Genomic DNA, 19,172 nt, shown 5'->3' on the forward strand with positions numbered 1-19,172 from the left:
GTGCCAGACATCCGGAGGTTATCCGCCCATTATGGCCAAGAAAGAGTCCACTGCAGCCAGAGAAGGCGTGTTCAGGGTTGATTCCCCGTACCAGCCCGCCGGTGACCAGCCCAAGGCGATCGAGGGCCTGGTTGACGGTATCCACTCCGGCCTTGCGCACCAGACCCTCCTTGGGGTGACCGGCTCCGGCAAAACCTTCACCATTGCCAACGTGGTTCAGGAAATCCAGCGGCCCACCATCATCATGGCCCACAACAAGACCCTGGCCGCACAGCTTTACGGCGAGTTCCGGGAGTTTTTCCCGGACAACGCGGTGGAGTACTTCGTCTCTTACTACGACTACTACCAGCCCGAGGCGTATGTGCCGTCTTCCGATACCTTCATCGAGAAAGACGCCTCCATCAACGAACATATCGAACAGATGCGGCTATCGGCCACCAAGGCGTTGCTGGAACGGCCGGACGCCATCATCGTGGCAACCGTCTCGTCTATTTATGGTCTGGGCGACCCCCAGTCCTACCTGAAGATGATGCTGCACCTCGACCGTGGCGACCAGATCGACCAGCGCTTTATCCTGCGCCGACTGGCCGAGCTGCAGTACACCCGCAACGACATCGAATTCCACCGGGCCAATTACCGGGTGCGCGGCGATGTCATTGACGTATTCCCGGCGGAATCGGAAAAAGAGGCCATCCGCATTGAGCTGTTCGATGACGAAGTGGAAAACCTCAGCTACTTCGACCCGCTCACCGGCGAGGTGCTGCGCCGCGTGCCCCGGGTGACGATCTATCCCAAATCCCACTACGTGACTCCGCGCCAGACCGTGCTCGATGCCGTGGAGCACATCAAGGTGGAACTGGACGAGCGCCTGCAGCAACTGCGCGACAACAACCGCCTGGTGGAAGCGCAGCGCCTGGAAGAACGCACCCGCTACGACATCGAGATGATGCTGGAACTGGGCTACTGCAACGGCATCGAGAACTACTCCCGCTACCTCTCGGGCCGGCGCCCCGGCGAAGCGCCGCCCACGTTGTTCGATTACCTGCCGCCCAACGCGTTGCTGGTGGTGGATGAATCCCACGTGACCATTCCCCAGATAGGTGCCATGTACAAGGGCGACCGCTCCCGCAAGGAAACCCTGGTGGAGTACGGCTTCCGGCTGCCGTCGGCGCTGGACAACCGGCCCATGCGATTCGAGGAATGGGAGCGCATCGCGCCACAGATGATCTTCGTCTCCGCCACCCCGGGTAAGTATGAAGGCGAGCACGCCGGCCAGGTGGTGGAGCAGGTGGTTCGGCCCACCGGCCTGCTGGATCCGGAAATCGAAGTACGCCCCGCCTCCACCCAGGTGGACGACCTGCTCTCTGAAATTCATGCCCGCATGAAGGTGCAGGAGCGGGTGCTGGTAACCACGCTGACCAAACGGATGGCCGAAGACCTGACTGACTTCCTGATGGAACACGACATCAAGGTGCGCTACCTGCACTCCGACATCGACACCGTGGAACGGGTGGAAATCATCCGCGACTTGCGCCGCGGTGAATTCGACGTGCTGGTGGGCATCAACCTGCTCCGGGAAGGCCTGGACATGCCCGAAGTTTCCCTGGTGGCCATTCTGGACGCCGACAAAGAAGGCTTCCTGCGCTCCGACCGCTCCCTCATCCAGACCATCGGCCGGGCCGCCCGGAACGTCCACGGCAAGGCTATCCTCTATGGCGACCAGATCACCGGCTCCATGCAGCGAGCCATCGACGAAACCGAACGCCGTCGCGCCAAGCAGCAGGCCCACAACGAAGAGCACGGCATCACGCCCCAGGGCCTGAACAAGAAAATCGCCGACATCATGGAAGGCGCCAGCGGTGGCGGCGGGCGCGGCAAGCGCAAGGCCGAGCGTCCTGGCCAGAAGGCCGCTGAAGAGGCCGAGCAATATCGTGCCAAGGCCGGCAACAAATCGCCGGAAGAAGTACTCAAGGAAATCACAAAGCTCGAAGACGATATGTACAAGGCCGCCTCGGATCTGGATTTCGAGACGGCAGCGCGACTGCGAGATGAGATTGCAGAGCTCAAGGAAGCGGCGCTGCGAACCGGTTAGTTTCTGTTGGACGACCACTGAGAGGTTTCATCGCGTGGGCCGGCGTATTCTTTGCCAGAAACGTGGAGCGCCAGGGATGGCGCGACCGAGCCCTACATGGACGTATTCACGGGCGTTTTCTGGCAAAGAATACGCCGGCCCATGCAGCCCCCGAAGTTTAAGAACCGAGGACCAGGCTAGCGCTTGGGCCCCACAATCACTGCAGCCTGCAAAGGCTGATTCCGCCCATACTTCGAAATCTGACTGAACACCCGCTTGTCCACCGGCAAATACTGCTTGTCGACCACCGTCTCCCCGGCTTCAACATCAATTTCCGGATCGTGCAGATACACAAACTGATCGTCCATGGCACACACCGTCACCCAGTGGGGCACCCGACTGCGGTTCAACTGCCAGGTACTGATCAGGATCACCGGAATCTGCCCCTCGTGCAGGGCCTGCTCCATGGCCTCCAGTGTTAGCGGGTCATGGTGCAGCTTGATGCCCGTCTGGCCGATATCGTGCAGAAAGCCCTCGTGCACCAGCTCCAGCACCCGCTTCTTGTCGTCATTGCGAACCGTATCCTTGAACAGGGCACCTTCCATGCTGATCCAGGCGCTGGCCTCAAACCCCCGATTCCAGGCCGCGAGGGCCAGCCCATGGGGGCCGCAGCCGCCGTGGCCAGACAGCATGAAAATGGTGGTGGCCTCGCGCCAGATCTTCAGCTCCTCCAGCGTGGTCAGAGGCTGCTGTTCATCGAGGGATGCCATGGCCATGATCAATGCCGCCGGGCCACAGGAAAATTCCGTGGTCTGAGGGTAATAAGGCACCGCCGGGTAATCCCGCGATGGCTCATAGAACAGAATGCGGCGCTCGAACCGCAGCGCGTTGCCGTGATCCTCGTAGTAATCCCGATAGGTGCCAAACTGCCGGTAACCGAGCCGCTTGTAGAGGTTGATGGCACCTGCGTTGTCCTCCCGGACCTCAAGCCGCATGATAATCCGGTCTGCGTCCACAGCTTCCTTTTCAGCTTCGCGTACCAGGGTCTCGCCAACGCCCTGGCCCCGGGCAGACGGCGAAACGGCAATCGAGTAAATCCGCGCAAGACGTGTGGCAGCGCTCATGAGTACCAGGCAATATCCCACCAGTTCGCTATCCGATTCGGCCACGATCAGACGGTCCCTGGGCATCTCCAGGAAACGGCGGAAGCTCCGTCGGGACAGCCGGTCCTCGGTAAAACACCGGTTCTCCAGCTTGACGATAGCATCGAGATCTTTGCCGGTGGCTTGGCGAATGTGAAGTTCGGGCATCAGGCGGGGCCTTGAGAAGAAACGTGCGGGCATGCTGGTAGGCTTCCCTTACTGGGCTATTATGGGTGAGAGACAGCAATACTCAAATAGCGCAAGTATGCGTAAAAGCACGCATTATTCGCCGATTGTGAGAGGCTGCCCGGCAGCGTATTGTTGCGGCAAATAATCACAGAATAACCTCCAGGGAGGAACATCCTGCATGTCCCGATTGCTCATTGTAGTAGACCGAGCCAAAGACTGGGCACCGTATTACCCCAGTGAAGATGTGCTGACCTTTGATCAGTACCTTCAGTTCTCTGCGCCGCCCACCAGCCGGGTTCGGGTAATCAACCTGTGTCAGAGCGCCCGCTACCTCAGCCGGGGCTATTATTGCTCGTTGCTGGCGGAGGCCCGGGGCCATCACGTGGTGCCCTCGGTGATGACTCTGAACGATCTGAGCCGGAAAGGGCTGTTTTCCCTGGAGCTGGAAGAGCTGGACGCCAGCGTGATCAACTGGCTGGATGCCGCCGGTTCAGCGATTGATCCGGCCAGCGACGATCGGGACGCCACCCACGAGGTCAAGGTACGGACCTATTTTGGGCAGGCCGAACACCCGGATCTCAAACCGGTGGCCAGGGCCCTGTTCGAGCGCTTCCCGTGCCCCATTCTCGAGGTTGTCTTCAAGCGGCGGAAACAGTGGCAGATCGAGTCCATGAAACCGGCGGCGCCAGCCGACCTGGGTGAGAAAGAACAGGATGCCTTCGCGGCCGCACTCGACCGTTTCAGCAGCATGGTATGGCGCAAGCCGCGCACCCGCCGCCGCTACCGATACGACCTGGCGGTGCTGGTAAATCCGGAAGAGGAGATGCCCCCGAGCGACAAGGTGGCGCTCAAGCGTTTCGAGAAGGCCGGTCGCAAGCTGGGGATCAACGTGGAGCAGATTACCCGCCGGGATTACATGCGCCTGCCGGAGTACGATGGCCTGTTCATCCGTGAAACCACCGCCATTGACCATCATACCTACCGCTTTGCCCGCAAGGCGGACGCCGAGGGTATGGTGGTGATCGACGACCCGGTCTCGATCCTTAAATGCACCAACAAGGTGTTCCTGGCGGACCTGCTGAAGAACAACAAGGTGCCCACCCCGAAAACCCTGATCCTGTCCAAGGATCAGAAAGACGCGGTGGAGCAGGTGGTCAGCGAGCTGGGCTTCCCGGTTGTAATCAAGATACCCGATGGTGCTTTTTCCCGGGGTGTGACTAAGGCCGAGGATGAAAAATCCCTGCGGGCCGGGCTACGGGATCTGTTCAAGCAGTCAGCCCTGGTGCTGGCCCAAGAATACCTTTACACCGACTACGACTGGCGCATCGGCGTTCTTGGTGGCAGAGCCATCTATGCGTGCAAATACATGATGGTGAAGGGGCACTGGCAGATCTACCAGCACGGCGAGTCGAAGAGCGAGAGCGGCGGCTTTGAGACCATGCCCACCTACGAAGTGCCCAGAAACGTGATTCAGGCTGCGCTGAATGCAACCAAGCTGATTGGCAACGGCCTCTATGGTGTAGACATCAAGCAGTCGGGCAACCGGGTGGCCGTCATCGAGGTGAATGACAACCCCAGCATCGACGCCGGTGTCGAAGACCGCTTCCTCGGCGGCGAACTCTACACCCTGATCATGCAGGAATTCCTCTCCCGGATGGAAGAAAACCGGCGCCGCTAGGTGCCGGTCTTATACTCAGGGGCCGGCTACCCAGACCCGAACGCTGCCAAACCAGGGATAGTCGCCAAGGCGAGCCTTGATATTGGCAGCGTTGAACGGGGTGTCCGCTTCGGGTTCTTCCAGGAAGAGCTCGAGGTGGACGCGGTTTTTCAGGTAATGCAGGCGAAGCCGGCTGTGGTGGGGGAGCGCTCCCAGCTGGGCCGCCAGGATTGACCGGATGTCCTCCCTGGAGGGCAATCGTTCGGAGGTAACCGGCTGGTCCTCGTCGTTCTCGGCATCAATGTGAAAATTGATGCTGCGAATGTTGTCCAGGGCGTCGCGCATGCCTGCCACTACGCGCATACCGATCTGGTGCCCTTCCGACACGCTGATTTCGGGGCGCACCACCAGATGTATGTCGAGGAGAATGTCGTGGCCCATGCGTCGGCTGCGCAGTTCATGGACATCACGGACCCCGTCGGTGTCCCTGGCAATGGTCTTCAGCATCTCCGTATCTTCCCGGGACAGGCCGGTATCCACCAGCTCCTTTACGCTGTCCCAGGTAAACTTCCAGCCGATGTGAATGATGATTGCTGCGATCACCGCCGCGGCCAACACATCCAGCCACACCATGCCAAGCATGGCGCCGGCCGTCGAAACCAGCACGACCACCGAGGAGAAAGCGTCGGTACGGCTGTGCCAGGCATTGGCAATGATCAGGTCTGAGCGAATTTTCTGGCCGACATGGCGGGTGTAGCGGTAGATCCACTCCTTGCTGCCAACGGAAACGGCAGCGGCCACCAGAACCGGCCAACCGGGCACTGTATCAATGCCTCCTTGTAGTAGCCTCAGGGTGTTGTCCCAGGCGAGGGCGGCGCCAACCGCAATCAGTATGCTGCCGAGAACCAGCGTGCCGAAGGTCTCGATGCGTTGATGGCCATAGGGATGGTCCTGGTCCGGTTCCTGGCGGGAGACCTTCATGACCCCGAGCACCACCAGGTCCGAGGCCACGTCGCTGAACGAGTGGATTCCGTCTACTATCAGCGCCTGGGAGTTAAAAAGAGCACCTGAAATGACTTTAATTACCCCGAGCACGGCATCGAGAATCATTCCGATAATGGTGACCCTGGACGCGGCTTTCATTTCCGAGGCAAGGTTTTCCCGATGCTGCTGGGCGGGTGAAATCGACTCTTCCATGGACCACTCCGGACACAACGAGGAGACGCCAGTATAGCCTTATTCCAGAGACTTGTGACGGGGTGGCCCAAAAGGCGGTGTATTGTGTGATTTATACACATCATTGCAGAACGGTGACTGGGTAACATTTTGTTTAGGAATTGTCGATACCCGCTATAAAAATTTATAACCTACTGAAAATAAACAATAAAATAACTGGTCAAAAAATGATCAATCTGTAGATAGGCGCAGTTATCAAGGGATAGAAACCGTTGCCCCTCGATTTTCAACAGGGTTATCCACAGATTCCGTGGAAAAGCTCTCGGGGTACTGACAGGACAACCATTTAGAGACGATTTTGGTGGATTCCGGGATGCTGTGGAAAACTTCCGGTATACTCCGCCCACCTGGATCAACGGAGTTTTTTTCAGATGTACGGCGTTCTGCGTAACCTGCTGTTCCAACTGCCACCGGAGCAAGCCCACACGATTGCCCTCAACGGCCTTGATGTGGCCCACCGACTCGGATTTCTGAGCGTTTTTTCGCCAAAAATAGATGCATTGCCGGTCAATGTTATGGGGCTCGATTTTCCCAACCCGGTCGGATTGGCCGCTGGCCTGGACAAGAACGCGGATCACCTGGATGCCCTCGGCGCACTCGGGTTTGGCTTTATTGAAGTGGGAACGGTCACGCCGCTGGCCCAGCCGGGTAATCCGAAACCCCGCATGTTCCGGCTACCGGAGCATCAGGCCATCATCAACCGGATGGGCTTTAACAATGAGGGCCTTGAGCACCTGCTCGCCCGTGTTGATAAGCGCAAGTACCGGGGCGTGCTCGGTATCAACGTGGGCAAGAACAAGGACACCCCGAACGATCAGTCGGAGTCCGACTACCGGAAGGGTATTTCGGCGGTCTACAGCCGTGCCGATTACATCACGGTCAATGTGTCATCCCCCAATACTCCGGGCCTGCGGGATCTCCAGTTCGGCGACTCGCTGAAGGGACTGCTTGGGGCCATCAAGGATGAGCAGCTTGCCTGCGAAAAGCAGCACGGTCGGTACGTACCAGTGGCGGTGAAGATTGCGCCGGACATGGACGATGAGGGCATCCGGTTTGTGGCCAACGCACTCCGCGATACCGGTATTGACGGTGTAATTGCCACCAATACTACGGTCAGTCGCGACGCGGTGGCAGGGCACCGGCATGCGGAGGAAACCGGTGGGCTCAGCGGGGCGCCGGTCAGGGAGGCCTCGTTGCGGGTCATTCGGGGGCTTTACGCCGAGCTGGGCGATTCGTTGCCTATTATCGGCGTGGGTGGCATTACCGACGGTGAGAGTGCGGCCGAAAAGATTCGCGCGGGAGCGAAGCTGGTGCAGGTCTACACGGGGTTTATCTACCGGGGACCGGAACTGATCAGGGAATCTGTTGAAGCCATTCGTCGGCTGAAGTGATTTCCCGGGCGCCAGAACGAAGGTGGGCCCGCTTAGCGGGCCCGAGCGGGGAATGAACCCCGTGGCGCTTCATCGCATGGTACGGGGCGGGAGGCCCCGTTTGGGTTGCTCTTGATACTGCGTCAAATTGTGTAGAAAAAGATCAGATTAAGATTCGGGGTTGGTTGTGGCGTCACGCCGTCGTAACGTTGGCCAGTCTGTGAATGCCGGATACGCCGGTCATGCCCTCCCATTGATCTGTGCGGCCTTCTCGCCACCCGTTGAGCCATTCCTGGCGGATTTCCGCCTGTTCAATCGGGCAGCTGTCTTTGGATTTTCCGGACACGCCAGCGAGATAACCCCGCTTGAATGCACGAGCGTACATGTCTCTTTTCTGTCTTTTCATGCCGTTCCTCACTGATGGATTAACAGAACAAGCGTGTACACATCTGCAGTGGCTGCGACCTGTGGTATCCGATCCCGGATAACCCACTATTGTCAGCTCAAGCCAGAGCAGTCAGGATCCTGTTAACGGAGGGAGTTTGCCCTTCCGGAACGACGCGTCAGTTACAAGGTAAGTCGAACTTTGCGCCCATGTACACTATTTATTTCATCTATGTGACCCTTTTTTTATAGTTGCATGAAATAACAAACGGCACGGATTTGCGTAAAAGCAGCTATTCCGGAAACTTACTTCGAGCCGTCCAATCAACCTGGAGTTGAACTTGTCCAAACCTGTCTTTTTCGTAACCTGCCCCAAGGGAGTGGAGTATCTTCTCGCGGACGAACTTGCCACCTTCGGCCTTGCCACGGTGCGCAACGCGCCGGCGGGTGTGTGGGTCGAGGGTCCGCTGGAGGCCGGTTATCGGGCCTGTCTGTGGTCGCGCCTGGCCAATCGTGTGATCCTTCACATTGATGAGGTGGAAGCCACCAGTGGCGATCAGCTCTATGACGGCGTTGTGCATTTGGACTGGCAACAGCACATCCCCGTTCACGGTAGTTTCCGGGTGAACTTCCTGGGCCAGAACGAGGCCATCCGCAACACCCAGTTTGGTGCCCAGCGCGTCAAGGATGGCATTGTGGACCGCTTTCGGGCAGGTGGCGGGCCCCGGCCCTCAGTTGCGGCGAAGGACCCGGACATTGTTGTCTCCGCGCGGCTGAACCGTGGTCGCCTGGCTTTGGGCATTGATCTGAGCGGGCACAGCCTGCATATGCGGGGCTACCGCACCGATAAGGGCGTTGCGCCCCTGAAGGAGAACCTGGCCGCCGCATTGCTGATGCGGGCTGGCTGGCCCGATATTGCGGCCAATGGTGGCGATTTTGTCGACCCCATGTGCGGTTCCGGCACCCTGGTGATTGAAGCGGCCATGATGGCCCTGGACCTCGCTCCCGGGCGAAAGCAGGAGCGGTTCGGCTTCGAGCAGTGGCCGGGCCACAAGCCAGAGCTCTGGTTGTCGCTGCGTCAGGAGGCCGAGCGTCGGGCCCATGAGGCCAAGCAGCGCAGGATCCCGCGGTTTGCCGGGTTTGACCAGGACAGCAGGGTGGTTGCGACGGCCTGGAAGAACATCCAGCGTGCGGGCCTTGAGGGTATTGTGCACGTGGAGACTCGCGCGGTGGCAGACCTGAATCTGGACGGCGACTGGTCCGATCAGGGCCTGGTGCTGACCAATCCACCCTATGGTGAACGCCTGAGTGAGCGCAAAGAACTGGGCGGGCTTTACCAGAGCCTGGGTGATGCCGTTAAACGGGCGACGCCGGGCTGGCACCTGGGTGTGTTCACCGGCGCCCCCGAGTTCGGTCGCTCTATTGGTCTGCGCAGCTTCAAGCAGTACCGGCTCTTCAACGGCAAACTGCCGGCCCAACTGTTGCTGTTTGACATTGACGAAGCCAGCGCGATGACCCCCAGGCAACCTGCGGCACCGGGTGAGGTTGCGCCACGTATCGCCAACGAAGAGCGCGCAGCCATGCTGCGCAATCGCCTGAAAAAGAACCTGAAAACCATTGGCCAGTGGGCCCGGAAGCAGGGCATCGGCTGCTACCGGTTGTACGATGCCGACATGCCCGAATTCGCCCTGGCCATTGATGTCTACGAGGGGCGGGTCCACGTGCAGGAGTACGCGGCGCCCAAGTCGGTAGACGAGCGAGCGGCCCGTGAGCGTCTCGCCGAGGCCCTGGCGGTGATACCGGAGGTCCTGGGCATTGATCCCGAGGAGATGGTCTGCAAGCAGCGCCAGCGTCAGGCCGGCACCAGCCAGTATGAAAAACAGGCCGCGAGCGGCGAGTTTTTCAATGTGCACGAGCACGGCTGTGCGCTGAAGGTCAACCTCAAAGATTATCTGGACACTGGGTTGTTCCTGGACCACCGGCCGGTGCGCCACTGGATTCAGCAGCATGCGTCCCACAAGCGGTTTCTGAACCTGTTCTGCTACACCGGGGCAGCAACGGTGCACGCGGCAGTGGGTGGTGCCAGCCGGTCACTGAGCCTGGATATGTCGAAGACCTATGTGGCCTGGGCGCAGGATAACTTGGCGCTCAACGGGGCCGATCCGGCGAAACATCGAGTGGAGCAGGCGGACTGCCTGGCCTGGCTGGCCGACCGGAAAACCATGGACCAGCGCTTCGACCTGATCTTCATGGATCCGCCCACCTTCTCCAATTCGGCAAGGATGGCTGGCGTGCTGGACATCCAGAAAGACCATCCGGCTCTGGTGCGGCAGGCGATGGCCCGGCTCAGTTCCGATGGGCTTCTGATCTTCTCCAACAACTTCCGGCGTTTCCGGCTGGAGGAAGCCCTGGAGAGCGAATTTGAAGTGACGGAAGTGACCCGGGATACCCTGGACAAGGATTTCCAGCGCAACGCCCGCATCCACCGGTGCTGGCACATTCGCCACAAGGCGTAACCGTTACCCGGGGCAGGGCGGATCAGAATTCGTAGCGGAGGCCGCCGGAAAACTGGAAGGTGTTGACGTCGGTGCCGGTGTCCTCGAACAGTTTTCCGCCCTCGAACACCAGGAAGGTGTTGTCCATTACCTCGAAATCCAGCCCCGCCAGCCAGCTGACGCTGAAGCCGCTGTCGGGGAATTCGCCGTCCAGTTCCTCGAAGGGCCGGTTGCGGTTGTTGTCCGGGTCGCTGATGTCGCCCTCGCCCTGGATGTAGGAAAACCCGAACTGTCCATAGACGTTGGCGTACTCGGTGATCGGGTAATGCATCCCGATGTACCAGCTGGCGTAGTAGTCAACCGCCAGGCTCAGGTCCGAATCCGGTACCTCGGCGTCCTTGAAGCCGCCACCGGCTCGCAGTTCGGCGTGGAACCGGTCGGTAATGTGGCCGCCCACAATCAGCGTACCGCCGGTGCCCCAGGCCGATTCCTTGATGTTTTCACCAATGGTCCGGTGGTTGTAAGTGGTAGCCAGCAGGCCGATGTAATGTTTGTCGGCCCGGGGTGTTTCCTGCGCCAGAACCGTCGGGGAAAAAGCCAGCAGGGCGGATGCGGACGTAAAAACTGCAGCGCTGACCAGGGAAGTTCGCACGGCCTTGTTCATTGTTATCGGGCTTCCTGACATGGGCGAATAGGGGCTGATTCTGCCTCGTGTAACGGTTTGTTACGTCGACCCGTGTCACACTTCCCCGTCTCAGGTGTGGCCGTTCAGAACTCCTCGTCGAACAGGCCTTCTTCCCGTGCCAGCAAGAGCAGGGCATACACGCCGTTCTCTGGCAACTGGGGCTCCAGGCTTTCCTCGAACAGAAGCTGGCGCCTGCGATCTTCCAGGCTGTCGCTGTCGAGGCCGGTAATCAGTTCAGTGATTGGCGCGATCTCAAAAGGCGCTTCCTGACCCACGGCGGTGAAGATGAGGTCCACCAGAACCTCGTCCGGATCCAGGCCATCCACGTACACCGTCTGGTCGGGCAGATCCTGATGCAACTCGCGGGCAAGCTCGATCAGGGGCACGCCCTGTTCCTCCAGGTAGAACAGGTCGACATCGCCCAGGTCGCCATCGTCCGGCAGCCAGTCGTCGGAAGGCGCTATCACGACGGTTTTCATCCGACCGTCCTCCAGGGACCAGGCCATAGCCGTGGGAAACAGCGCGTCTTCGGTCTGGCAGTATTCGATATCGAGAAATCTCGGTGCTGGCACGTTCGGCTCCCGGTTGTGTTGGTAAGGGGTGGGTGGAGTCAGCGACCAATAGGTGATGTCCGTTGACTTGCTATAAGCCTTTGCGGCTTCATGCCATACTGTTGCGGCCATTATCTTCAAATCAGGGACATCATGGAACACGCTGAATTCAACAAAGATTTGCTGAAGTTTCTGAATGCATCGCCAACCCCCTGGCATGCGGTAGATACCATGAGAAAGCGGCTTGATGCCGCCGGTTTCCAGGCGCTTGACGAGCGCGAAGACTGGTCACTTGCCGCGAGGCAGGGCTATTACGTGATTCGCAATGGCTCGTCGATCATTGCCTTTCGAACCGGCAGCCGCGATGTCGCCACATCGGGCGTTCGCATGGTCGGCGCGCACACCGACAGCCCCTGCCTGAAGGTCAAGCCCAATCCCGAGCTTCGCCGCAAGGGCTTTTTCCAGGTGGGCGTTGAGGTGTATGGCGGCGTCCTCCTCAACCCCTGGTTTGACCGTGACCTGTCCCTGGCCGGTCGGGTAACCGTGCTCGACGAAGATGGTCAGGTGCGGGACACACTGGTGGACTTCCGCAAACCGATTGCCTTTATTCCAAGCCTTGCCATTCATCTCGATCGTGAAGCGAACAGCAACCGCACGGTCAACGCCCAGACCGATCTGCCACCGGTGGTCATGCAGGTACCCGAAAGCGACACCACCCGTTTTGTGGATCTGCTGTCATCGCAGATCAAGTCCGAATCCGGTCTTGCGGTTCGCAAAGTACTGGGTTACGAGCTGAGTTTCTACCATGCGAGGGAAGCCTCGTTTGTGGGGCTGCGGGACGAGTTCATCGCGTCCGCCCGCCTGGACAATCTGCTCAGTTGCTACATTGGCCTGCAGTCGCTGCTGAATACCTCGGGTGAGGAAGCGGCGCTGCTTGTGTGCAACGACCATGAGGAAGTGGGCAGCATGTCGGCTGAGGGGGCCCAGGGGCCGTTCCTGACCTCGGTACTGGATCGCTGGGCCGGCACCGGCAAGGGCAAGGCCATTGCCCGTTCGATGATGGTGTCGGCTGACAACGCCCACGGCATCCATCCGAATTACATGGACAAGCATGATGAGAACCACGGACCCATCCTGAACCGGGGGCCGGTGATCAAGGTTAACCACAACCAGCGGTACGCCACCAACAGCCGCTCGGCAGCGGTTTACCGCCACATCAGCGATGAACTGGGGCTGCCTCACCAGACCTTCGTGGTGCGCAGTGACATGGGCTGCGGTAGTACTATTGGGCCGCTGACCGCGGGTAACCTCGGCGTGACCACGCTGGATATCGGCGTGCCCCAGTTTGGCATGCACTCCATTCGTGAGCTGATCGGTAACGAAGATGGCTACACCCTGTTCCGGGTGCTGACCGAATTCATGCAGCGTGAACAGGTTTTCTGAGGCCGGAAACGAAAAATGCCGCCAGGTTTTACCCTGGCGGCATTTCGGAATAAGTGGCTCCCCGAGCTGGGCTCGAACCAGCGACAAACGGATTAACAGTCCGTTGCTCTACCAACTGAGCTATCGGGGAACAGCATCAAGTGGCGCGCATCTTAAGCGCTTTAACTAGCGGGGTCAAGCCCCTGATCTGAAAGGCTAAAAATTGTACGAAAGCAGGATCCTCCAGTACCGACCTCCGCTCTGGTTGCGGAACGGCCACGTGCAATCGGTGTGGCCTACGCTGTTCCGCAAGGTCCCGATGGCCGAGCCGGAGCGTGAAGTTCTGGCAACGCCGGACGACGACGAACTGCATCTGGACTGGTACCGCCAGGGCAATGACCGTCTGGCCATTGTCTCTCACGGACTGGAGGGGCACAGTCAGCGGCCCTACGTGCTGGGTCTTGCGCGGGCGTTGTTGAAAGAAGGCTGGGATGTGCTCGCGTGGAATTTCCGTTCCTGCGGGGGCGTCATGAACCGGCAGCCGCGGTTCTACCACAGCGGCGCAACGGGCGACCTGAGGCTGGTTGTCAATCGCGCCCTGGGTGAGCGCTACCAGGCCCTGTTTCTCTCCGGTTTCAGCATGGGAGGTAACCTTACGCTGCTTTACCTGGCCGAACAGGGCGAGCGCGTGGACAGCCGCATCTGTGGCGCCGTGGGGTATTCCGTGCCCTGTGATCTGGCAGGCAGTGCCGACATGCTGGCGCTGCCCAGCCGTAAAATCTACATGCAGCGGTTTTTGCGGGACCTGAAAGCGAAGATGGAGGAGAAGGCAGAGCGGTTTCCCGACCTCATTGACGTTTCAGGCTTCGACGATATTGAGCGCTTTCACGAGTTTGACGATCGGTACACGGCCCCATTGCACGGCTTTGCGAGTGCCCGGGACTACTGGGCCCGGTGTTCCGCCCTCGACCGGCTCAGGGATATCCGCGTCCCCGCGTTGATGGTGAACGCCTCAGACGACCCGTTTCTCTCGCCCGCCTGCTTTCCGGAATCCCGACGCCAGCTCGGCCAGTATGTGCGACTGGAAGCGCCGCGCTGGGGTGGACACGTGGGTTTTGTCGAGCACGCGCGTGACGGATTCTACTGGTCTGAGCGCCGTGCTCTCGCGTTCGTTCAGGGGCTTGCCGGCTAGCCCTCAGTGAGGATGGGCTTGAGAACCGGCCAGATATTGTCGAGCAATTTGCCTTGTGCCTGCTCGGAGGGGTGAATGCCGTCGTCCTGCATCATGCCCTCCTGGTTGTAAATGCCATCCAGGAAAAAGGGAACCAGAGCCGTGTTGTAACGGTCTGAGAGCGTCGGGTAAATGTTGGCGAACATCTCCGTATAGCGCTGACCGTAGTTGGGGGGAATCTGCATGCCAACCAGTACCGCCTGGGCACCGGCATCCTGAACCTGTTCAATCATGGAGGCGAGGTTGGACTGGATTACCTGGGGCGGGAAGCCCCGCAGGCCGTCATTGCCCCCGAGCTCGATGACCACCACCTCCGGGGTATTTTCCTCGATCAGCTCGGGCAAACGGCGGGCACCGCCGTCGGTCGTTTCGCCGCTGATGCTGGCGTTTACCACGGTCCAGTTACCCAGGCCGTTTTTGTCGAGACGGTCCCGCAACAGTTGCACCCAGGCCGCCTCGGACGGTATGCCATAGGCGGCGCTGAGGCTGTCGCCCACGATAAGGAGAGTGTTCTGGCTGGCCAGGACGGGCATCGCGAACAGCGTTGCAGCGAGAAAAACAATTGATCTGACGTACACCAATGCCGTATGCATAGACAACCAATACACCTCTTTCAGTATTTCGCAGCCAATTACTGACCCAGGACGGGAGCTTCCGTGAACCAGATGACCAGTGTTACCCCGGAGACCGACACCCCGGACGGCCAGGGCCCCATGTTGCGGGTCCGGGATCTGACGCATCGAGTGCGCCTTGAAACCGATACGCTGACGATCTTGCAGGGGGTCAATCTTGAAATCAATCGCGGAGAATCCGTAGCCATCGTCGGCCGGTCGGGTTCGGGCAAAACCACCCTGCTGGGGCTGCTGGCTGGCCTGGACACGCCCAGTGACGGCACCGTGGAGCTGGACGGCGCAGTGATCAGCCAGTTGAGTGAGGATGAACGGGCAAAGTTGCGGGCTCATCGGGTCGGTTTTGTGTTCCAGTCGTTCCAGCTGCTACCGGCACTCACGGCGCTGGAAAACGTGATGTTGCCGCTGGAGCTGGCGGGGCTCGAAGCGCCGGAGGCAAGGGCGCGTGAGCTGCTTGAGCGTGTGGGGCTTGGCGAGCGACTGTCGCACACCCCCAGGCAGCTCTCGGGTGGTGAGCAGCAGCGGGTTGCCATTGCCCGGGCCTTTGCCTCCGATCCGCTGATCCTGTTTGCCGATGAGCCGACCGGTAACCTGGACAACCGCACTGGCCAGGCGGTATCTGACCTTTTGATGTCGCTTAACCGGGAGCAGGGCACCACCCTGGTCATGGTGACCCATGACGAACATCTGGCGGCTCGCTGTAACCGGCAATTGCAGATTGAGGCCGGCATTCTGAGTGAGCCCGAGACTGCCGGGGAGGCCGCGCACTGATGGCGGCTGCAAAAAAACTCATGTCCGTTCGCCGCGACTGGCGCGAGCGCGATGTCCGTGTCGTTCTGGCGGCGCTGATGATTGCGGTGGCCACGGTGGCCACCATAGCCCTGTTTGCCAGCCAGCTTCAGCGCACCCTGGTGTCCTCGGCCAGTACCTTTCTGGCCGCCGATCGGCAGCTGGAAGCGGAGAATGGCCGGCCGGTTCCGGACGCCTGGCTGCAGGAAGCGGCGGACCGCAATCTTCAAACCGGGCGAATGGTGGAATTCTCCACCATGGTCTTTGGTGCCGACAATTTTCAGCTGGTGTCGGTCAAGGCTGTCAGTGACACCTACCCACTGAAAGGTGAGATTGAGATCCAGCGCGACCCGGCTGCGCCCCGGGAGCTGGTTCAGCAGGGGCCGGGTCCCGGCGAGGTCTGGATCAACCCACGGCTGCTGAGGCTGTTGGATCTGCAGATCGGGCAGTCTCTTGACGTGGGCAATCTGAGTCTTACCGTCTCGGGTTTACTGCTCCGGGAGCCCGATGGCGGCTTCCGGCTCTCCGCCCTGGCGCCCCGGGTGATGATGCACGTCGATGATGTGGCGGCTACTGGCGTCATTCAGGAAGGTAGCCGGGTAGAGTATGTCTACCTGTTTGCCGGCGGGGAATCGGCCCTTGAATCCTACTATCAATGGCTGCAGCCGCGTCTGGAACCGAGCCATGAATGGGAAGGCGTGCGCGACGGCGAAACCTTTTCCCGTTCCCTGGAGCGGGCGGAGCGCTTCCTGCTGCTTGGAGGCAGCCTGGCGGTGCTGCTGGCTGCGGTGGCAGTGGCAGTGGCCAGCCGCCAGTACGCGCTCTCCCAGCGTGATACGGTGGCGCTCCTCAAGACCCTGGGCCTGAACAGCTCCGCCATTGGCGGTCTGTATCTGCGGCGGTTGGCGTTGTGGGGCCTCGCCGGCGTGGCTGGCGGTCTGGCGATAGCGCTGCCACTGTACTGGCTGCTCACACGGATGCTGGGCGAGATGCTGGATCGGGCAGTCGACTTTCAGCTTGACCCGGCCGCCCTGATTCCTGCACTGCTGACTGCCCTCGTGTCGCTCTTCGCCTTTGCTTACCCGCCAGTGCGTCGGCTGCGGAATGTGCCGGCGATGCGGGTATTGCGAAGCCAGCCCGGGGAAACCGGCCGGGAGGCCTTGCCCGATCTGGTCATCGCAATCGTGGCCGTTTTTGGTCTGGTGTGGATGTACGCCGGAGAGTTGGCTCTGGTTGTTTCCCTGCTGGGCGGTCTGGCGCTGTTGCTGGGCGCCCTGGGCCTGGTGGGTTGGTTGCTGGTAGCCACGCTGCGCAAGGTTCGAGGCGGTGGCAACGCCTGGCGGCTGGCCCTGGTGGGCCTTTATCGGCACCGCAGGGCTAGCCTGTCGCAAATCGCCGTATTCGCCATGACCCTGATGCTGGCGGCCACCCTGATCCTGGTGCGCACCTCCCTGCTGGCGGACTGGCAGGCGCAATTGCCCAGCGACGCCCCCAATCATTTCCTGATCAACATCGCGCCGGACACTGTAGAGCAGGTGGACACCTTCTGGCAGGAGCGGGGCCAGCCCCTGGACAAGCTGTACCCGATGGTTCGCGGCCGGCTGACGGAGCTGAATGGTCAACCGGTCAAGGAAGCCGTCAGCAAGGACGAAAACGTTGGTGCTCTCAACCGCGAATTGAACCTGACCTGGATGTCGGAGTTGCCCGAGGATAACCGGATTGTCGAGGGGCAATGGTTTGAGCCCGGCCAGGCCCGTGGCGTGTCGGTGGAAGCCGAACTGGCCGACCGGCTGGGACTTATACTGGGCGACGAGCTGACCTTCACCATCGGCTCGGAGAAGGTGACCGAGGAGGTGACCAGCATTCGCACCGTGCAGTGGGACAGCATGAAGCCCAACTTCTACATGGCATTCCCTCCCGGGGGTGGCCTGACAGACATGCCGGCGACCTGGATTACCAGTTTCTACCTGCCCCGGGAGCGCAAGGATGCTCTTAACGAATTTTCCCGGCAGTTCCCCACGGTGTCGGTCCTGGAGATTGATCACATCATCGAGCGGATCCAGGAAATCGTAAGGCAGGTGACCCAGGCCATCGAAGCCATCCTGGCACTGATTCTGGCTGCCGCGCTTGTGGTTATGGCGGCGGTCGTAAGCGCTACCCTGAGGGACCGCCAGCGGGAAGGCGCATTGCTGAGAACCCTGGGCGGCCGCCAGAACCTGCTGGTGCGAAGCACCATGCTGGAGTTTGCCTTGCTGGGGGGCTTTGCCGGACTACTGGGGGTAACGGCCGCCGAGGCCGCGGTGTGGGCGCTCCAGTTCCGGATGTTCGAAGGTACGTTCCAGTGGCATTGGCATGTGGTGTTGCCGATTCCTCTGGTCAGTGCTCTGGTTCTGGCCATTTTCGGACGCTGGCAGCTCAGGCCGGTACTGAGTGTGTCGCCGATGCTCCTGCTCAGGCGCCTGGAATGATTCCAGGGCGCCTGCGCCCGGCAACCTGCGGGGAGGTTAGCGGTAGTTTGCCAGAATGGCGTCCAGTTCCCCGTTTGCTTTCATGCGGGCAAGCTCGGCATTGAAATCGTTGGCAAAGGCCTGCCAATCCTTTCTCAGCATCAACCGGAAACCATAATTGCTGATGCTTCCGCTGGTAATGCTGAACTGCTTCTGGAGACCCTCGTTGCGCAGGATCCACCTGCCCACGAGTTTGTCGGCCACAGCGGCGTCAAACCGTTGCCCATGCAGCACAAAGGTGAACATGTCCCGGTCTCTGGATACGTCAAAACGGCGAATTCTGCCGTCCTCGAAGTATGGCTCCAGCGGCGGGTATCGGTAGCCCAAGTGAGTCACAATGGTTTTCGAAAGCAGGTCTTCCGGGCTTGAGTAGGAAAACGGCGTTGGGCCGGGCACAAAGAAAACTTCTTCGATGTCCACCACCGGGTCCGTGAACAGGAAACGCTCCGGATTCTCGACCCATTCCCGGGCCCGGGGCGTTCCGTCGATATAGCCTTCCAGCAGCATCTGATCAACCCGCTTGCGGGGAATCTGCTCCGGCTTTATCCCGTAGCCAAGACGTTTGCAGATGGTGGTCACCACATCCCACATGATGCCCGAGGGCTCGCTTCCATCCACGATCAGATACGGAGGGTAGCCGTTGGGAGAGATATTGAAGTGAAACACGCGGGATTGATCGGTGTTTCCGACTGCGCTCACGAAGGGCGAGGCCAGGAAGAGGAAGGCGCTGACGAACAGGAGCGCAAGACGGGATGTTCGGTTCTTCATGCTGAAGGGGCTCTCTACGGATCAGAACTGTAGTTGGAAAACGAAC

General features: G+C 60.1%; 15 protein-coding genes and 1 tRNA gene. 8 read left to right on the forward strand and 8 right to left on the reverse strand.

Features of this window, described 5'->3' with window-relative positions:
* Positions 1-31: 31 nt before the first annotated feature.
* Positions 32-2,092, forward strand: coding sequence for an excinuclease ABC subunit UvrB (uvrB, locus tag AC0J1C_RS07265; protein WP_473046231.1), 2,061 nt, complete (start codon positions 32-34; stop codon positions 2,090-2,092).
* 176 nt (positions 2,093-2,268) lie between these two features.
* On the opposite strand, the gene rimI is transcribed toward uvrB, so the two are convergent.
* Entirely contained in the window at positions 2,269-3,381 is a 1,113-nt protein-coding gene (gene rimI / locus AC0J1C_RS07270) for a ribosomal protein S18-alanine N-acetyltransferase (RefSeq protein ID WP_473046514.1), read from the reverse strand.
* A 199-nt stretch (positions 3,382-3,580) separates the two neighbouring features.
* Between rimI and AC0J1C_RS07275 the strand changes: the two genes are divergently transcribed.
* Positions 3,581-5,080: a RimK family protein gene (locus AC0J1C_RS07275; RefSeq protein ID WP_473046232.1), complete on the forward strand. Its 1,500-nt coding sequence runs from the start codon at positions 3,581-3,583 to the stop codon at positions 5,078-5,080.
* A 15-nt stretch (positions 5,081-5,095) separates the two neighbouring features.
* Here the strand turns inward: AC0J1C_RS07275 and AC0J1C_RS07280 are convergent, their stop codons facing one another.
* A complete protein-coding gene (locus tag AC0J1C_RS07280) occupies positions 5,096-6,256 on the reverse strand; it encodes a cation diffusion facilitator family transporter (protein ID WP_473046233.1) in 1,161 nt (386 codons plus the stop codon).
* A 410-nt stretch (positions 6,257-6,666) separates the two neighbouring features.
* Between AC0J1C_RS07280 and AC0J1C_RS07285 the strand changes: the two genes are divergently transcribed.
* Complete coding sequence (locus tag AC0J1C_RS07285; RefSeq protein WP_473046234.1) at positions 6,667-7,686, forward strand: quinone-dependent dihydroorotate dehydrogenase; 1,020 nt, start codon at positions 6,667-6,669, stop codon at positions 7,684-7,686.
* 172 nt (positions 7,687-7,858) lie between these two features.
* On the opposite strand, the gene rmf is transcribed toward AC0J1C_RS07285, so the two are convergent.
* Positions 7,859-8,071 carry a ribosome modulation factor gene (gene rmf, locus AC0J1C_RS07290; protein ID WP_091984597.1) on the reverse strand — a complete coding sequence of 71 codons (213 nt, stop codon included), beginning with the start codon at positions 8,069-8,071 and terminating at the stop codon, positions 7,859-7,861.
* Between the two features lie 319 nt (positions 8,072-8,390).
* On the opposite strand from rmf, the gene rlmKL reads away from it, so the two are divergent.
* A complete protein-coding gene (gene rlmKL / locus AC0J1C_RS07295; protein WP_473046235.1) occupies positions 8,391-10,565 on the forward strand; it encodes a bifunctional 23S rRNA (guanine(2069)-N(7))-methyltransferase RlmK/23S rRNA (guanine(2445)-N(2))-methyltransferase RlmL in 2,175 nt (724 codons plus the stop codon).
* Positions 10,566-10,587: 22 nt separating this feature from the next.
* On the opposite strand, the gene AC0J1C_RS07300 is transcribed toward rlmKL, so the two are convergent.
* Both AC0J1C_RS07300 and AC0J1C_RS07305 read right to left on the reverse strand, forming a co-directional pair.
* Complete coding sequence (locus AC0J1C_RS07300) at positions 10,588-11,208, reverse strand: outer membrane beta-barrel protein (RefSeq protein WP_473046236.1); 621 nt, start codon at positions 11,206-11,208, stop codon at positions 10,588-10,590.
* A gap of 104 nt (positions 11,209-11,312) precedes the next feature.
* A complete protein-coding gene (locus AC0J1C_RS07305) occupies positions 11,313-11,801 on the reverse strand; it encodes a hypothetical protein (protein WP_473046237.1) in 489 nt (162 codons plus the stop codon).
* Positions 11,802-11,933: 132 nt separating this feature from the next.
* Here AC0J1C_RS07305 and AC0J1C_RS07310 point away from each other — a divergent pair, with 132 nt between their 5' ends.
* Complete coding sequence (locus AC0J1C_RS07310; protein WP_473046238.1) at positions 11,934-13,223, forward strand: M18 family aminopeptidase; 1,290 nt, start codon at positions 11,934-11,936, stop codon at positions 13,221-13,223.
* Positions 13,224-13,277: 54 nt separating this feature from the next.
* Here AC0J1C_RS07310 and AC0J1C_RS07315 read toward each other — a convergent pair.
* Positions 13,278-13,353 (reverse strand) — tRNA-Asn (locus AC0J1C_RS07315).
* 129 nt (positions 13,354-13,482) lie between these two features.
* On the opposite strand from AC0J1C_RS07315, the gene AC0J1C_RS07320 reads away from it, so the two are divergent.
* The gene (locus tag AC0J1C_RS07320) at positions 13,483-14,394 is read left to right on the forward strand and encodes a YheT family hydrolase (RefSeq protein ID WP_473046240.1); all 912 of its coding nucleotides are present in this window, start codon (positions 13,483-13,485) and stop codon (positions 14,392-14,394) included.
* On the opposite strand, the gene AC0J1C_RS07325 is transcribed toward AC0J1C_RS07320, so the two are convergent.
* Positions 14,391-15,026 (reverse strand): arylesterase, encoded by a 636-nt coding sequence (locus AC0J1C_RS07325; protein WP_375193775.1) that lies wholly within the window; start codon positions 15,024-15,026, stop codon positions 14,391-14,393. The two genes, AC0J1C_RS07320 and AC0J1C_RS07325, sit on opposite strands and share 4 nt — an antisense overlap.
* A 72-nt stretch (positions 15,027-15,098) precedes the next feature.
* Here AC0J1C_RS07325 and AC0J1C_RS07330 point away from each other — a divergent pair, with 72 nt between their 5' ends.
* Together AC0J1C_RS07330 and AC0J1C_RS07335 are read left to right on the forward strand one after the other, a co-directional pair.
* Positions 15,099-15,833 (forward strand): ABC transporter ATP-binding protein, encoded by a 735-nt coding sequence (locus tag AC0J1C_RS07330; RefSeq protein ID WP_473046515.1) that lies wholly within the window; start codon positions 15,099-15,101, stop codon positions 15,831-15,833.
* Complete coding sequence (locus AC0J1C_RS07335) at positions 15,833-18,319, forward strand: ABC transporter permease (RefSeq protein WP_473046241.1); 2,487 nt, start codon at positions 15,833-15,835, stop codon at positions 18,317-18,319. Before AC0J1C_RS07330 ends, AC0J1C_RS07335 begins: the two co-directional genes overlap by 1 nt.
* 36 nt (positions 18,320-18,355) lie before the next feature.
* Here the strand turns inward: AC0J1C_RS07335 and AC0J1C_RS07340 are convergent, their stop codons facing one another.
* Positions 18,356-19,126, reverse strand: a complete 771-nt coding sequence (locus AC0J1C_RS07340) for a substrate-binding periplasmic protein (protein WP_473046242.1) — start codon at positions 19,124-19,126, stop codon at positions 18,356-18,358.
* Positions 19,127-19,172: the final 46 nt, after the last annotated feature.

Source organism: Marinobacter sp. E2 (assembly GCF_055755345.1).

Excerpts from the sequence above, each read along its gene's own strand:
- uvrB (WP_473046231.1), top strand. The coding sequence starts at position 32 with ATGGCCAAGAAAGAGTCCACTGCAGCCAGAGAAGGCGTGTTCAGGGTT.
- rimI (WP_473046514.1), bottom strand. The coding sequence starts at position 3,381 with ATGCCCGAACTTCACATTCGCCAAGCCACCGGCAAAGATCTCGATGCT.
- AC0J1C_RS07325 (WP_375193775.1), bottom strand. The coding sequence starts at position 15,026 with ATGCATACGGCATTGGTGTACGTCAGATCAATTGTTTTTCTCGCTGCA.
- AC0J1C_RS07280 (WP_473046233.1), bottom strand. The coding sequence starts at position 6,256 with ATGGAAGAGTCGATTTCACCCGCCCAGCAGCATCGGGAAAACCTTGCC.
- AC0J1C_RS07300 (WP_473046236.1), bottom strand. The coding sequence starts at position 11,208 with ATGAACAAGGCCGTGCGAACTTCCCTGGTCAGCGCTGCAGTTTTTACG.
- AC0J1C_RS07285 (WP_473046234.1), top strand. The coding sequence starts at position 6,667 with ATGTACGGCGTTCTGCGTAACCTGCTGTTCCAACTGCCACCGGAGCAA.
- AC0J1C_RS07340 (WP_473046242.1), bottom strand. The coding sequence starts at position 19,126 with ATGAAGAACCGAACATCCCGTCTTGCGCTCCTGTTCGTCAGCGCCTTC.
- AC0J1C_RS07310 (WP_473046238.1), top strand. The coding sequence starts at position 11,934 with ATGGAACACGCTGAATTCAACAAAGATTTGCTGAAGTTTCTGAATGCA.
- AC0J1C_RS07275 (WP_473046232.1), top strand. The coding sequence starts at position 3,581 with ATGTCCCGATTGCTCATTGTAGTAGACCGAGCCAAAGACTGGGCACCG.
- AC0J1C_RS07330 (WP_473046515.1), top strand. The coding sequence starts at position 15,099 with ATGACCAGTGTTACCCCGGAGACCGACACCCCGGACGGCCAGGGCCCC.
- rmf (WP_091984597.1), bottom strand. The coding sequence starts at position 8,071 with ATGAAAAGACAGAAAAGAGACATGTACGCTCGTGCATTCAAGCGGGGT.
- AC0J1C_RS07335 (WP_473046241.1), top strand. The coding sequence starts at position 15,833 with ATGGCGGCTGCAAAAAAACTCATGTCCGTTCGCCGCGACTGGCGCGAG.